We start from the raw sequence: 14,977 nt of genomic DNA on the forward strand, positions 1-14,977 counted from the left end.
CGAAGGCGCCGTCGGGGGGCTTTACCATGAATTTTCTGGCCCACGCATGGCTGGCACAGCCAGGAAACGATGGTTTTTTGTACGGTAACTTGATCGCCGATGGGGTGAAGGGCAGTGATCTCTCGGCGTGGTCGCCCAGCGTCGCAAGCGGTATTCGCCATCATCGACGGGTCGATGCCTGGGTAGATCAGCACCCTAGTGTCCTGTTGGCCAAGCGGCGCGCCCCGAAGATGCAACGGCGTTACGCGGGTATTGCACTGGATATCGTTTGGGACCACTTTATTGCCCGCCAGCATGCAGGCACAGAGCAACACGCCTTGGTCGAGCGCTGCTATCGTCTACTGACTGCTTGGCCCGCACCACAGCGCCTGTCGACGATGATGCCGATCCTGATCGAGCAGGACTGGCTACGCCGCTATGCGGATTTCGACTTTACGTGCCGCGCGGTATCGGGGATTGGGCAGCGGCTATCAGGCGCTAATCGCTTGGCCGAGCTCGTCCCTTGGTTGCGCGAAGATTACGCCGCGTTGGAACAAGATTTCAGTCGACTATGGAGCGAATGTCGTGCCGAGCTCACCAGTCATGGTGACGCACGCTGACACCTTCAACGATGCTATGGTTAACCGAGGTGACGAGAGATGGAAACCGCGCTACGCGAGCGCTTCTGGGAACGCTATCCCCTGGAAGAACTCACCCAGCCCGAATGGGAGGCGCTGTGTGACGGCTGCGGCCAGTGCTGCTTGCTCAAGCTGCACGATGACGAGACGCAAGAGCTGGCCATTCTGAACGTGGCTTGCAGACTGTTGGATACTCATAGCTGTCAGTGCAGTGATTATGAGAACCGCTTTGACAGCGTGCCGGATTGTACGCAGCTAACCCCCGCGCTGGTCAAGGAGTTTACTTGGCTGCCCCACACCTGCGGTTATCGACGCGTAGCGGAAGGGCGTAAGCTGGCAGGTTGGCACCCCTTGTTGAGTAACGATGCCGAGCGGGTGCACCGTAAAGGGGTCAGCGTACGTGGATTTGCCGTGTCGCAGGATGAGGTGCCAGAAAAATACCTCGAAGAGCACATCATTGCCGTGATTCCGATGACGTGATGGGACGCCCGTGTGGCATTGCCATCCTTGGCCATGAAGCCGCTCGCTGCCCTCTGGGTTAGCTGGCGGCTTTACTTTTGGTGCTGTCCCAAATCGTCAAGAACGCTTCTTTCAGCGTCGAGGGCTGCGGTGTGTTGGAACGTTGCTGAACGTTTTGCTTGGCCTTTTTTTGCGCCGCGTTGGTGGCCTGTGCGTCCCAGATGGTCAGAAACTTCTCTTCATAGCTCATGATGTGCCTCGTCAAAATGGTTAGACGTTGGTATATACAACTTATGGCTAGTATGGCGTAAAAAAGGCACGCTGTGAAGTTTTTATGGAAAATGTTTTCATAAAATATGGTGGAGCCGTGCTCGCCAACAAAAAAGCAGCGCCTAGGCGCTGCTCGTTCACCGGTGTCATCGCTTAATGTTGGCGGGTGCCACGCTCGGTTAGCCAATGGGTGAGGGCGTCGAACGGCATGGGCTTGGCGAACAAATACCCTTGTAGCACGTCGCACTCCAGCGAGAGGAGCTGCTGCTCCTGTTGGCGGGTTTCTACCCCCTCGGCAACCACGTTGAGTTCCAGATGGTGCGCCAGGGCGATGATGCCTTGCACGACGGCGGCATCTTTGCTGTTGTCCTCGATATTGAGGATAAAGCTGCGATCGATTTTGATTTTGTCGATGGGGAGATGGCGCAGATAGCTAAGGCTCGAGAACCCCGTGCCAAAATCGTCGATCGCAATACTGATGCCCATGCCGCGCAGGGCGTGCAGCGTATCGATGGCGGCGTCGGTGTCGTTCATCAAAATGCCCTCGGTCAGCTCTAGTTCAAGGGCGGTCGGCGGTAATCCCGTGACCTCTAGCGTTTTGCGTAGCGAGCTTAAAAAGCTAGGACGATGAAACTGCATGGGAGAGAGGTTGACCGCCATGCGACAGTCGCTCGATAGCAGCGGCTGCAGCTGTAAGAAATCCTTGGCGGCGCGCTCCATGACCCACTGGCTCAAGCCAATGATCTGTCCCGTCTCTTCGGCAATGGGAATGAACAGCGCAGGCGATATCGGCCCTTTGACGGGGTGGTTCCAGCGCACGAGCGCTTCGAACCCTCGGATATCGCCCGCTCGACCCAGAAGCGGCTGATAGTGGAGTTCGAACTGCTCCTGTGTGATGGCCTCTTGCAGGTCGTTTCTCAGCGTGACGCGCTGCGTCAGCTTTTGATTAATGTCGTGGGTGAAAGTTTGTAGCGTGTTGCGCCCTTGCTGTTTGGCTTTGTACATCGCCATGTCCGCTTGTTGCAGGAGCGCCGCAGGGTTTTCCAGGCCCTCATCGCTCAATGCGATACCAATGCTGGCGGAGAGGTAGAGTTCATGGCGATCAATACGATAGGGCTGGGCCAGCTCCAGGAGCAAGCGCTCGGCCACCTCTTGGGCCTGATGCGGCGCGTCCAAGTCGGGCAGCAGCAGTACGAACTCATCGCCGCCGAAGCGGCAGAGCGTATCCGAGGGGCGAATCACCTCTTCCAAGCGCCGTGCGACGCTGATCAATACTTGGTCGCCCACCGCATGGCCCAGCGTGTCATTGATCGGCTTGAACTCGTCCAGATCGATGAACAGCACCGCTAGCTGCTGACGGTGGCGTTTGGCGAGATCGACGTCATGGCGCAAACGGTCTTCGAATAGCGCTCGGTTGCCAAGCCCGGTGAGCGCGTCGTGCGTTGCATGAAAGGCCAGTTCGTTTTCGTGATCTTTGCGCTCGGAGATGTCGTTGATGATGCCGACGAAATGCGTGGCCTGCCCGTCTTGCGCCCGTACCGGAGAAATAAAGACGTTGTTCCAGAAGGCGCGACCATCTTTGCGGTAGTTGCGAATCGTCAAGCTGATGTCCCGCTGCTGAAGAAGCGCGTCACAAATCTCCTGCACTTGTTTGGGGTCGGTATCCGGCCCCTGTAAAAAGCGGCAGTTTCGGTGCCGCACGTCATCAAAGTCGTAGCCGGTGATCTCAACGAACGCTGGGTTGACGTAAATGATCGGGAAATCGTCGTTTTGCGCCTCACAAATCAAGACGCCGTTACTGCTCGCCTCTAGGCTGCGTTGAAAAATACGCAGCTGCGCTTCATTGAAGCGCAGTGCGGTCATCTCTTTCACCACCCCATACACGCCGACCACCGTTTCCATGACCACGGTCGGCAGAAACGAGATATCGATGAAATGTACCTCGCCCGTTTGGCTGGGCAGCTCGATCTCGAAGCGCTGTGATACGCCGGTGAGGGCTTGGCTAAAGACCTCATTGATCGGCTCGCGCTGTTCAGTCGGCAGCAGACTGTACAGGTGTTGGCCGATAATATCGGCTTCGCTCATGGACAGCAGGGTCAGCAGCGACTGGTTCACGCTGAGGAAGTAGCCGTCGACATCCAGCGAAAACACGCCGTCCGGGTTTTGGGTAAACAGTGAACGAAAGCGCTGCTCGCTGTCTTGTAGCGTTTGCTGATGGTTATAGCGCTCGATGGCCAGACGCATTAGCCGCAGCGCGCTAGGTAGCAGCGATGACTCTACCTCGAGTGCGCGGTGGCCTGATAAGGGCTGGTCCTGTTTCCACAGCAAGACTACCGCCCCTAACGGCAGCGCCTCTCCGCTGCTTAGTATATGAACGGTGGCGCTAACGTAGCCGTACTGGGCGGCCATCTGGCTAAACGCCGTCGACGCGCTGGGGGTTATCGGCAAGTTCGCCGCCATCTCTCCTTGCTGATGCAGCTCGGTCGCCAAGGTGATGAGGCTCTCGTTGAAGGGCATGGATTCCTGCAAGGCAAAGGGAAGGCTGCAGGAGAGCAGCTCCACTCGGTAGGCCGCAGCGTTGTCCAGTCGCCATATCGCGGTGTGGCAATGGGGGCTTTGTTGCTCCAACAGTCGGCAAATCTGTAATAGCGTGGCGCTGCACGGCTCGTCGCGGGCAATCATGGCCTGAATGCGGTGCTGGTCCTCCAGTGCCTCTTTGGCTTTGGCAAGTTCCAGCGTGCGCTGTGCCCGTGCGGCAATCAACGCCAGGCTCAGGACTAGCTGGTAGGTGAGCAGCAGGCCCGCCACGCCAATACCGGCGGCAATGAAATTGGCCAGCTCGAACACGGAGGAAGGGGGCAGCCAAAGGCTCAAATGCAGCGCAGCTCCGCCGGGTAACCCCAGGTGCTGCTCACTGAGCGGTGTGCTCTCCTGTAACGCTGCTGGCACTCCAGGCGCGATGCCTGGAGCGAGGATATGCCCATCGGGATGGCTGATCGAAAGCGTGAAGGCTTGATCTGCAATCTGGGTCTCTTTGGCCAGCAGATAAGCGATATCGATAACTGCCACGAGTTGGTAGCGCTGCTCGACGGAAGGCTTCAACGCCAGCAGGGCGATATCGGGACGCTCGGGATCAGGAAAGAGCCACTGGACGGATTGCTGCTGTTGATTGAGCCAGCGTAATACCGGCAGGCTAACGAGCTGATCATCCAGCCATAAAAGATCGCGGCCCTGCTGAGCGCGGCGCCAAACGTCCCGGGCCAAGGGGTTGAAATAGGCCAGCGCCAGGATGCTGGGATAGTCGTTCCAGTAGCGAGCGACTTCCCGTTGGCGGGACGCCTCGTCTTCGAAAACGTCTTGCCAGCGTTCGGCGAGACGTTCGAGTACGATGGTGCGAGAGTTGAACGTTCGTTCGATACTGGTCGTTACGCTGGCGAGCGTATTGTGTGCTTCGGCCCGGGTCGTTTCGTGTTGATTCCAACTGATCAAAAACCACGCGCTCATACTCAGCGCCACCCCCACGATGCCTGCGGCGACAGCGGCTTTGCTCAGGGAGGTCGCCAAATGCGGCACGTGTCGGCTGACCATGATCATGGCCAAACCAAACGAGAAGCACAGTAGCCCCGGTAACAGCGCACTGGCACGGGGGAGCCAGCTAGGCAGTGGAAGGCCCGCCTGATAGAGCAGCGTCAAGCTGCCAATGCCCCACAGCACGATGCCACCCACTTGCCATACGCGACGCTGCCAAGTGCCCTGGGGGCCTACCCACAAACAGAAGGCCGCCAGCAGTAAGGTCGGCGCGGCTTGAGTGGGAAGTCTGGGCTGGCCGGTGAGCCAGGAGACGCCGGTGTTGCCTGCGATGACGTTATGCACTGCCGTGTAAAACGCCAATATCAATAGGGCAAGGCCTGCGATGCGCCGCCAGCGCGGAGCGTTGGCCATGACGGCGCTCAAGCCTAGGCCTGAGAGCAGAATGACCAGCGAGCTGTCGGGCAGGACGGCCAGCGCCTGAGGCTGAGGCAGGCTGGGAACGACGCCGAATACTAGGCTAGCGCCACCGATGATGACGGTGGTAGTTAGCAGCATGAGTAGGCCCGTTTGTAACGCTAGCTCACGGTTGTTTACATCCATTAGGCAGGAATCATCTAAAGCAGGGAGAGAATCAGACTGGCTGTCGCCAAGCCGGGTGGCGTTCGAATAATCTCAGCGAAGTAAGGGGCTGGCAAGGCGCATTAGATCGTAACCCGCCATATTTTAACGACAGCGTTAAAAAGAGGCAGGCCATGTTAAGGGGTGTAACGACCTTGTCGCCTAGGTCGGCGAAAAGACCTGGCTCATAAATGATAAACAGCGGTCAGGCGGGCAGTTTATCGAGCGAGAACATATAGCTTTGCTATCGAGCTGTGTAGACTGGGGAAAAGACCTATCGATTCGTAAGGGAACCTCATGACGGCTGCAACCTCTGCTCCTCTCTCGCCTATTGTGGTGGGTATTGGTGCCTCGGCGGGCGGGCTCGAAGCCATTTCGAAATTGATCCGCTCGCTTGATCCTGCTTTGCCCATGGCGTTTGTCGTGCTGCAGCATGTCTCCCCTACCCACAAGAGCATGCTGGTGGATATCCTCAGCCGCGAAACGCGCCTAAGGGTGACGCGGCTCGAAAACCTGCAGCGCCCCGAACCGGGGGTGATCTATGTCGTGCCCGCCAATACCAATGCCACGATTAAAGACGGCGTGTTTTACACCACGGCGGCATTGCCCCATGTGGTGCCCAAGCCGTCGGTGAACGATTTCTTCTCCTCGTTGGCCAGTAATGCCCACGAAGCCTCTGTCGGCATCGTGCTGTCAGGCACGGGGTCTGACGGTACCGCCGGGCTGCGGGCGATCTTGGCCGCAGGTGGCATTACCATGGTGCAAACGCCCGGCAGCGCCAAGTATGAGGGAATGCCCCAATCAGCGATCGATGCTGGGGTTATCGATTATATCCTCGACGTCGAAGAGATGGCCCCACGATTGGCAGAGCTGGCGAGGTTGGAGTGCGCGAGTCTCGAAGGCAACCAAGTCGCGGTGCCGCAGCGCTTACTGACGCTATTGAAAGAGCGTCGCCAGCTCGATTTTTCAGGCTATAAACCGGGCACTCTCAGCCGTCGGATTCGCCGCCGTATGGTGGCGACCCAGGTCGCCGACATGCAGCAGTACGTCGCGCTGGTGGAGCAGGACCCCGCTGAGTTGGAGCAGCTTGGGCGCGATATTCTCATCTCCGTCACCGCCTTTTTTCGCGATGCCAGTGCCTTTGACGCGCTCAAGAAAGTCATCCATCCCATGGTGGAGCAAGTCGATAAGGGGCCGCTGCGCATCTGGGTGGCGGGCTGTGCCACTGGCGAGGAGGCTTACTCCATCGCACTGTTGGTGGCCGAGTCGAAACGTGTGCTCGATAGCGAGGCGGTGGTGCAAGTCTTTGCCACGGATATCGACGAGGAAGCGTTGGAAATCGCCCGGCGTGGGCGCTACCTAGGGGCCGCGTTGGAGGCGTTACCCCAACCGCTGTTGGCGCGCTACTTTACGGCCCATGAACACTTCTATGAAGTGAATAAAACGCTGCGCGACATGATCGTGTTTGCCAAGCACAATTTGGTCGATGACCCGCCGTTTTTGCGCTTGAACCTGATTACTTGTCGTAACGTTTTGATCTATTTCGATAATGAGCTCCAGTCTAAAGTTCTGCAGCGGTTTCATTTCGGTCTCAAAGTCAAGGGCGCGCTGTTTCTGGGGCGCTCTGAGAGCATTGGCCACTCCGAGGCGCTGTTCACGCCTATCGATCGACGTGAACGGCTGTTTGCCAAGCAGGGCGAAAGTCGCGACGTGCTGGATAACGCACCGACCTCTAGGCGGACGAACTCTCCTCTAAAGCGCAGAGACCGCGATATGCAGCAGCTGCTGGATGCACTGGTAGCGCACATGGGCGCTACCGTGGCCTTGTGTGATGCGCAAGGCAACGTGCAGCACACGGCGGGCGACGTGAAGCGGTTCTTGCGTTTTCCCGCCGGGCGCACCCAGGTGGGCATTCAGGATGTCATGATCGATCCTTTTCGCGGCGAGCTGATGTCGCTACTGCACCAGTTCAACAAGCAGCGGGAGCCCCAGGTGGGGCGGCGTCGACGATTTGACGACGAGTGGATGCGGCTCAGCGTGCGCGGGCTCACCGAACAGGAGGACGACCGGCGTATCCTGATCGTGTTGGCACCACTGGCTGAGATCGAAAAGCCTGCCAGCCTGCCGCTCGATCAGTTGATGGAGCCACCTCTGCTCGGTGGTGCCGATAGTTTGGAAGATGAATTAGAAGCCACCCGGGAACATCTTCAATCACTCATCGAAGAGTTGGCGACCGCCAATGAGGAGATGCAGTCGCTCAACGAAGAAGCTCAGGCCTCCAACGAGGAGCTTCAGGCTACGAACGAGGAATTAGAGGCCTCTAACGAGGAGCTCCAAGCGACCAACGAAGAGCTGATCAGCCTAAACGAAGAGCTCAACGTCAAAACGGGCGAATTGACCAAGCTCAACGATGAGTATACCTACCTCTACGACGCGCTCGATTTTCCGCTCATGGTGTTCGATAGCGAGCTGTGTCTCAAACGCTATAACGCCCCCGCCGCGCGCTCGTTCAGCGTCCGCCCAACGGCGCTATTGCGCCATGTGTCGGGGCTACGTCTACCCTCCGTCTTCAACGACCTGGAAGAGGCGCTGACAAACGTCTCTCGACAGGCCTCGCCGGTGGAGAACGTCGTCGAGCTAGAGGGGCGGTTACTACAGCGACTGATCACCCCCGGCGTGAACCAGCAAGGGGAGGTGGAGCTGCTCGTGGTGACGCTGATGGACGTGACCGACCTCAGTCAGGTGCAAGCGAAGCTCCGGCAGTCCCAGGCGCAAATGCAGGCGCTGATGGAAAACAGCACGGTAATGATTGCGCTGAAAGACCTCAACGGGCGCTATACCTTTGCCAACCCGCAGTTTCTCACTGCCTTTGGTCTCACCCAAGAGCAACTGATCGGCCGCAACGTGTTCGAGGTGTTTCCCGACGTTTACGCGGGCTCGGTATGGGCGAGGGACATGGACGCGGTGCGTTTTCAGCGGATCGTGGAGGCCGAGCACACGCTGCCCAGCGAGCACGGCACTACGCGGATCCTTTCCTGTGTGCATCAGGTGCTACGCGACGAGCAGGGTCACCCCTACCTCATCTTGACCGAATCCGAAGACATCACCGCGCGCAAACACGCCGAGCGAGACATGCTGGTCGCCTCCAAAGTGTTTGAACAAGCGGGCGAGGCCATCGTCGTGATCAATGCGCTCGGTGACATTCAATCGGTCAACAACGCCTTTAGCCGTATTACCGGGTACCCCGCCAGCGCCGTCGAGGGACAGCCAGCGCTGCCTTTGCTGTATTGCGAAGACGAAAACCAGGGCGGGGGGCAGACGCCAGACACCTGCTACGTGCTGTGGGAGATCGTCAAACAGCACGGTTACTGGCAAGGCGAGGTGTTCAACAAGCGCCGAGACGGCACACTGTTTTCCCAGTGGCTAACGCTCAACATGATCGCCCCGGACAGCCAAGACGATGGGCTGTGTGTGGCGGTCTTTTCGGATATTACGCATATCAAGGAGTCTCAGCGCCAGGCTGAGTATCTGGCCACTCACGATGCGCTGACCGGTTTGCCCAATCGCACGCTGTTTCAGGACCGGCTGCAAGTGGCGATTGCCCATGCCAAACGCAGCGAGCAACTCAGCGCGCTGATGTTTTTGGATTTAGATAACTTCAAGAGTATCAACGATACCTTGGGGCATGACGTGGGGGATGAGCTTCTCATCCAAGTGGCCAACCGGCTCAAAGAGTTGGTACGCGATATGGACACCGTTGCCCGACTGGGAGGCGACGAGTTCACGATCATCCTCGTGGATACCTCTATCGAAGGTGCCGAGCAGGTCGCCAAGCGTATTGTTGAGGCGCTTTCCAAACCCTTCGAAGTACGCCGCCATGCGCTGTTCGTGACGTCCAGTATTGGGCTGGCGTTCTGTCCGGACGATGGTGACGACGTGGCAGGGCTCACCAAAGCCGCCGATACGGCAATGTACCGAGCCAAAGAGAACGGCCGTGACCGCTTCGAGCTGTTCAAACCCGAGTTGCAGGCGCGCTTGATGCGCGATGTCGCTATCGAGCATGCGCTGCGTGAGGGCATGGAGCGCGGCCGTTTGCAGCTGGTGTATCAGCCGAAGTTCGTCTGCGTCGACCAGGGCCCGCTATGCGGGGCGGAAGCGCTGCTTCGCTGGACGGATCCCCATTTGGGGCAGGTCAGTCCCGCCGACTTCATCCCGGTGGCCGAGGCGACCGGACTGATTCTGGAGTTGGACCGCTACGTAGCTTTGCAGTTGATCCGCCAACTGGCCAAGTGGCGTGACGAGGGGCTGACGCCGCCGCCGATCGCCATGAACGTGTCGGCGCGCAGCTTTCAGGAAGAGCGCTTCATCACGCACCTGTTCAGCTGCTTGAAGCAGTACCGAGTGCCTTACTCACTGGTTCAGGTAGAAATTACCGAAAGCACGCTGGTGGACCGGTCTAGCTCGGCGCTGGGTAACATTGAAAAACTGCGCGAAGCGGGCATCAAGCTGGCGGTGGATGATTTCGGTACCGGCTACTCGTCGCTGGCCTATTTGAAGCGGCTGCCGCTGGCCGAGCTAAAAATCGATAAGAGCTTCGTGGACGGTTTGGGTGGCAACGATGAGGGGGATCAAGCCATTGCGCTGGCTATTTTGGGGATGGCCAAGGCCTTGGGGATTCGCACCGTAGGAGAAGGGGTGGAAACGTCGGCACAATTAACGTGGTTGATTGAAAATGGCTGTGACTTTGTTCAAGGTTACCTGCTTTCGATGCCGCTACCGCTGACCGAATTTACGACATTGATCGGCGCCAGCGCCTCTTCTAACGACGACCCCTCCCAGGATGCCTTGTCATGACCCAACCCCGTGGCTTTATCCATCAGTGTGAGCAGGAGGAGCTGCACCTCTCAGGCGCCATTCAGCCGCATGGCGTACTGCTGATCGCCGATGCCCAAGGCGTGGTATCTCACTGCTCGGCCAACGCCGAGACCCTGTTGAGCGACGTCGAGCCTCCTGTCGGACTCGGTCAGCCGCTGCCGGATTGTCTGCACGATGTGACCGCTGCGCTGCCTGAACTCGGCCCAGGCGAGCGTTATATTGGCCAGTGCGATACGCCTAAACAGGAGTTCGATGTGGTGGTCACCAGCCATCACGGCAACGGTTGGATCTACGAGCTGTACCCTGTCGATGCCCATGCCGCGCCGATGGCGGCCAGCAGCCATGTGGCTGCCGTGCCCGAGAGTGGGGAGGAGCTGGCGACCCAGTGTCAGACGTTGATGGAGAACTTGCTGGCGCTCAGTGGCTTTGATCGGGTGCTGTACTACCGCTTCATGCCGGAGGGCGATGGGGAAGTGCTGGCCGAGGCGAGTCGCGAAGGCGTGACGGGCAGCTATCAAGGACTGCGTTTTCCAGCCAGCGATATTCCCTACATTGCGCGTCAGCTCTATTTGAAAAACCCTTGGCGCACGATTCCTGATGCCACCGCTGCCCCTGTGCCGATTTACGCGGCGCAGGCCGATGCCACACCCGATTTAAGCTTCGTCGATTTGCGCAGCGCTTCGCCGGTGCATTTGGAGTACATGGCCAACATGGGCGTGGGCGGCGCTATTTCGCTACCGATTATTCAAGGCGGGGAGCTGGATGCGTTGATCTCCTGCCACGCCGCAGCGCCCAAGCAGCTCACGGTCAGCCAGTTGGATTCCATGCGTGCTCTGAGCGAGGGCTTTAACCTTCGCCTACGTGACTTCAAGGCGCGGCGGCGCCAGCAGGTGATCGACGGTCTTCAGCGCCATTTTGACCACGCCAAAACGGTGCTGATGCGGCACGGCGAGCTGGAAAGCGCTTGGGAAGAGTTGAGTGACTGGCTCATGGAGACCTTCGCTGCGGATGGGGTGATGTTGCAGATGGGCGAGGAGTACTACCAGCACGGTGTGGGCTTGACGCCTCACGTCATGAGCATGGTGGCGCAGCAGGCAGCGGCCGAGGCTACCCATGTTTGGCTCAGCGACTCTCTGCAGCGTGACTGTCCTGGCATGCCGCTCAGTGAGGTGGCTGGCGTCGCTTTGATCAGCGATCTCCCTCTTGATCAGCACCACACTGTCAATCTCTACTTGTGTCGTGTGGAGCATATTTACGACGTCACGTGGGGGGGCAATCCCGATAAGCCAGTGGACTACCGTGATGGGGGGAGCGTGGTCTCGCCGCGTCGCTCCTTCGAAGCATGGGTCGAGCAGCGCTTGGGCCACAGCCGCCCTTGGACGGCCAGTACCCGCCTTTATCTATTGAAGCTGCGTGCGCTTCTTCAGCAGGCCAAAAGCATGCCCTGGCGTCACGATGGCGAGTGAGGCAGCGCCCATGACACTGGCCCGGCGGCTCCGGCAGGCAACGAAAGCCGACCATCACCGCGTCGATCATCACCCGGCGCTGGCGTCGCTGCTGAGCCCCCAGCTGGACATGGCACGCTACGGCGTCGGGCTTGCCGCGCTCTATCCCGCCATTGCCGGGCTAGAGCGGGCGCTGACTCATACGGTGGGTGGTGACCCAGGCCACTACGCATTGACCCTGCGTGAGCCGCTGCTGCGCCATGACATCAGGCGGCTGGGCCAAACAGTGCCTTCAGCGTGGGCGTTCACCGCGCCTGCCAATACGTATGAGCGGGTAGGCATGCTCTACGTGCTGGAAGGCTCGCGGCTGGGCGGCCACTTTATAGGGCGCCATGCTCAGCGCATGCTGGGGGAGCAGGTGCCATGCCGTTTTTTTACCGACATGCCGCTGACTCCCCACGCCTGGGCTGCCTTTTGGCACTATGCAGAGGTTGCGTGTCCTGAGCACGCATGGCCTGACGCCGTGAGAGGCGCTCGGCAGGCCTTCGGCGAGTTCATCCAAGCACTCACAGCGGCGCTGCCCGCCGACCCCGTTACACCAACCCCAGCGCCCATAGAATGAACGCATCCTGGCGCGCGGCATCTCGCCAGGCTTTGAACCTTCCCGAAGCGCCGCCATGACCACTGCTCATGTCGGTATGCAGCAGAATGGGCGCGTCTCCTTGCTGTGCTTGCGTGACACGGGCGTAGAACTTGGCAGGCTCCCAGTAGCTCACCCGGGTATCGAACCAGCTGCCTTCGATCCACAGCGCTGGGTAGTGGCGCGGTTGGATGTTGTCGATAGGCGAGTAGCCCGCGATACGCTGGGCGACCTCTGGCGCTTCCGGGTTTCCCCACTCCGTGTACTCGGCGGTGGTGAGCGGCAGCTCTGGGTTTTGCATGGTGCGCAGCACATCCAGAAAAGGGACATCCAGCACGGCGGCACAGAACGCCTCGGGGGCGCGGTTGAGGCACGTGCCCACCAGTAGCCCACCGGCGCTGGCACCATAGGCGACCATTCGCTCAGGCTGACTGATATTGGCGGTGACAAGGGCGTCACGGGCGGCTAAAAAGTCGTGAAAGCTGTTCTCTTTGTGGGCCATTTTGCCTTTCAAGTACCACGGTTCGCCGCGCTCGCCGCCGCCCCGCACATGGGCCACGGCAAACGCGACGCCGCGCTCCAGAAGCTCCAGTCGGGCAATCGAAAACCAGGGGTCCAGCGCTTCTCCGTAGGCGCCGTAGCCGTATAACAGGGTGGGCAGTGGCTGGCCTGCCAAATCTGCTCGCATGACGACCGAGACTGGGACCTGCTCGCCATCATGGCTGGTGGCCCAGACTCGGCGGCTGACTAGCTGCTCTGGGGCGAGGCTGCCATGAACGGGCACCTGTTTTAAGAGCGTGCGTACACCGTTATCTAGGTTTAAGGCATACCAGCTCGGAGGGCGGGTAAACGACTCTTCGCGCAGGTGCAGCGTGCGCGCGTTAAAGTGTGGCGAGTCTTCCAGCAGCTGTGAACAGGGCGTTTCGGGCAGGTCAATGTAGCTATCAAGCAGCGTTTGGTGATGACTATCCAGCTCCAAACGTCGCAGCAGTACCTGCGCATCCTGATGGCTTCGCTCAGCGAGTATCAAGCCCCACTCAAACGCATCGACCCCCTCCAGCGTTGCGTCATCGCGATGCGCAATCAGCGGTAGCCAACTAGCGTTATCGCCTTCGGCGCGCATATCCAGTTGAAAGTGGGGGCCTGTCTGATTATGTAGGCGGTAAAACGTGCCTGGCCGATGGTCGATGCTCACCTCGACGCCCGGTTGGCGAGCATGCAAGCACATGGGCTGGGCGCTGGGCTGATCGGCAGGGAGGGCGAGCACTTCCGTGGTCTCTTTCGAGCCCGTCTCGATCATTAACCACGCTTTTGAGCGCGTTTTGCCCACGCCGACCCAGAATTCGGCATCGGCTTCGCGATAGATCACTTCAGGGGCTGGCTGTTTCTCTTCCTCGTCAAATGCTACCCATAGCCGCCATAAGCTATCCGGGCGCTGAGTGTCATCGAAGCGAGTGAACAGTAGCGTGGCCCCCTCTGCGCGCTGATCTTCCGCCCAACAAACGCTGGGGCCGATATCACTGAGTAGCTGGCGGGGCGTTCCGCTGGGCAAGGCTTTCAACCATAGCGTAAAGCGCTCGTCGCCCTGAGTATCCTCCGTCCAGGCCAACCACTGCTCGTCGGGGGAGAGTGCCATGTCCCCCATGTCAAAGAAGGGCTGGTCAGCGGCGCGCTCGCGGACGTCGAGAAAACAGGTTTTTTGCTCAGGCTGGCCGTTGGGGTGACGCCACCAGCAGGGGTAATCATCTTCCGCGCCGGTCTCGCTCCAGAACGTAAAGTGGTCAAGCGCTGTCTCTAGACTCTTGACCGCTAACTCTCTGCGTGCCAAATGCGAGCGGTAGAGCGTGTCCGCCAGGGGCGAGAGAGGAGCAAACCAGTCGGCATGCTGCTGGTTGGCCGCCGCGATGAAATCGCTGACCTCAGCGCTATCGCGATTTTCTAACCAGTGCCATTCAGGGGCATCGGCGCGATAATAGCGCGCTACGGGCGAGCCTTCGTGCATACCAGGCTGTGCTTTCATAAATTGATAGGTACCATAACGGGAAATCAACGTCGGGTGCTTCCACCCACATGAGGAGTATTATGCTGTTTGCAGACTCAATGTCACTGCTGTGGTTCAGTTATTACGGTCTTTCACTGCTGGTCCTGCTGGCGGTCTATTTTGCGCTGTCCTTTTTGCCGCGCCTACCAAGATTAGTGATGACGTGGTGCGTGGCGGGGGCCATGTGGATGCCGGCCAACTACCGCTTACCGCTGGTCGACGAGGGTGAGTTCTACACCGGCTGGGCACCTTCGGCGATGGTCGCCGCCGTTGGCTTCTTCGAGCACAGCGCCAGCGCCATGCGTAACGGCCTGCTGTGGGCCGTATTGGGCGTGGCGCTCGGCGCCGGCATCGGCATTGCGCTGTGGTGGCGACGCCGTCCGTCTGCCGTCGAGCCCACGCCGCGTCGCCAAGCGGAGGAGGAGCCTCAGCCCACGCGTCGCCGCGAACCGGTCATCCGCTAATGCGAGGGACTGCCAAG

At 59.4% G+C, this 14,977-nt stretch carries 9 protein-coding genes; 6 read left to right on the plus strand and 3 right to left on the minus strand.

All coding sequences use genetic code 11. The features are described from left to right. Positions 1-26 precede the first annotated feature (26 nt). Positions 27-599: an ACP phosphodiesterase gene (locus NH398_RS06500; RefSeq protein ID WP_253017320.1), complete on the plus strand. Its 573-nt coding sequence runs from the start codon at positions 27-29 to the stop codon at positions 597-599. A 39-nt stretch (positions 600-638) separates the two neighbouring features. Beyond that, positions 639-1,097, plus strand: a complete 459-nt coding sequence (locus NH398_RS06505; RefSeq protein WP_253017322.1) for a YcgN family cysteine cluster protein — start codon at positions 639-641, stop codon at positions 1,095-1,097. A 58-nt stretch (positions 1,098-1,155) separates the two neighbouring features. Here NH398_RS06505 and NH398_RS06510 read toward each other — a convergent pair whose 3' ends face one another. Both NH398_RS06510 and NH398_RS16730 read right to left on the minus strand, forming a co-directional pair. Further along, on the minus strand, positions 1,156-1,326 hold the full coding sequence (locus NH398_RS06510; RefSeq protein ID WP_253017324.1) for a hypothetical protein: 171 nt from the start codon (positions 1,324-1,326) through the stop codon (positions 1,156-1,158). Positions 1,327-1,499: 173 nt separating this feature from the next. Beyond that, positions 1,500-5,432 (minus strand): EAL domain-containing protein, encoded by a 3,933-nt coding sequence (locus NH398_RS16730; protein ID WP_290441414.1) that lies wholly within the window; start codon positions 5,430-5,432, stop codon positions 1,500-1,502. A 360-nt stretch (positions 5,433-5,792) separates the two neighbouring features. Between NH398_RS16730 and NH398_RS06530 the strand changes: the two genes are divergently transcribed. Genes NH398_RS06530 through NH398_RS06540 form a run of 3 tightly spaced genes read left to right on the plus strand, consistent with a single transcriptional unit; the run spans position 5,793 to position 12,437 of the window. Beyond that, complete coding sequence (locus NH398_RS06530; protein ID WP_253017326.1) at positions 5,793-10,349, plus strand: EAL domain-containing protein; 4,557 nt, start codon at positions 5,793-5,795, stop codon at positions 10,347-10,349. Continuing rightward, on the plus strand, positions 10,346-11,836 hold the full coding sequence (locus NH398_RS06535; protein WP_253017328.1) for a GAF domain-containing protein: 1,491 nt from the start codon (positions 10,346-10,348) through the stop codon (positions 11,834-11,836). Before NH398_RS06530 ends, NH398_RS06535 begins: the two co-directional genes overlap by 4 nt. Before the next feature lie 10 nt (positions 11,837-11,846). Then, positions 11,847-12,437 carry a biliverdin-producing heme oxygenase gene (locus NH398_RS06540; RefSeq protein ID WP_253017330.1) on the plus strand — a complete coding sequence of 197 codons (591 nt, stop codon included), beginning with the start codon at positions 11,847-11,849 and terminating at the stop codon, positions 12,435-12,437. Here NH398_RS06540 and NH398_RS06545 read toward each other — a convergent pair. Continuing rightward, positions 12,409-14,475, minus strand: a complete 2,067-nt coding sequence (locus NH398_RS06545; RefSeq protein ID WP_253017332.1) for a prolyl oligopeptidase family serine peptidase — start codon at positions 14,473-14,475, stop codon at positions 12,409-12,411. The genes NH398_RS06540 and NH398_RS06545 overlap by 29 nt on opposite strands. A 62-nt stretch (positions 14,476-14,537) precedes the next feature. Between NH398_RS06545 and NH398_RS06550 the strand changes: the two genes are divergently transcribed. Then, positions 14,538-14,960, plus strand: a complete 423-nt coding sequence (locus NH398_RS06550; RefSeq protein ID WP_253017334.1) for a hypothetical protein — start codon at positions 14,538-14,540, stop codon at positions 14,958-14,960. Positions 14,961-14,977: the final 17 nt, after the last annotated feature.

It is taken from the genome of Halomonas sp. CnH100-B, from assembly GCF_024124605.1.
Taxonomy (GTDB): Bacteria; Pseudomonadota; Gammaproteobacteria; order Pseudomonadales; family Halomonadaceae; genus Vreelandella.